The 629-nt window shown below is 62.3% G+C and carries 1 protein-coding gene; it reads right to left on the reverse strand.

Features of this window, described 5'->3' with window-relative positions; genetic code table 11:
* Positions 1-603: toll/interleukin-1 receptor domain-containing protein (locus AC5LUJ_RS15430; protein ID WP_250285840.1), on the reverse strand; the 603-nt coding region annotated here is incomplete at its 3' end.
* Positions 604-629: the final 26 nt, after the last annotated feature.

The following is a 629-nucleotide window of genomic DNA, read 5'->3' on the forward strand; positions in this document are numbered from 1 at the left end:
TTTGCGGTCCACCTTCTGACGTCTCTCGACGGCGAGACGCCGAGCACGCTCATCCCTCGGTGACGACGGGCTGGGGAAGGCAGGCGCATTTTCTCGTGAAGCGTGGGGGAAAAGCGGTGGCGCTGCGGGTTTTGCCCGGCCGTCCAGAAGACTCTTAATTTTCTCGAGCAGCTTTTCTCGAGCGGTATCTTCGTCCAAGCCGAACAGATCGATGGAAGTGATCTGAGCAAAAAATCCCGGCCGGTCACAATCCTCGATCCGGATGGGGGCGAGTTTACGGTCAACGCCCTGTGGATCGGCCAGGACAGCGGCCTGCCACTGCGGCTGGCTGGAAGCCGAGCCCAGGTAGGCCGCCGAGAGTAGCGCGATGGTGCGCTTCGCCCGGGTCATGCCCTGCTGCATGATTTCCATCCAGTTATTTCCGAACGTCACATCCCATGCCTTGAGCAGCACCCGGTAGCCGGCCTCCTCCAGCTGCCAGGCGATCCACTCCGCCCATTCGACGTCACCGCTGGCGTAGGAGATGAAGAAGTCCCACTCCTGCGTCCGGTCCGGAGCGTTCTCCAGAGGATCACGGCCAGCGGAACCCCCCATACCATCCATATGGCGGATCCTGCCACGCACCGCGG

Source organism: Protofrankia sp. CiP1_Cm_nod3, assembly GCF_982290655.1.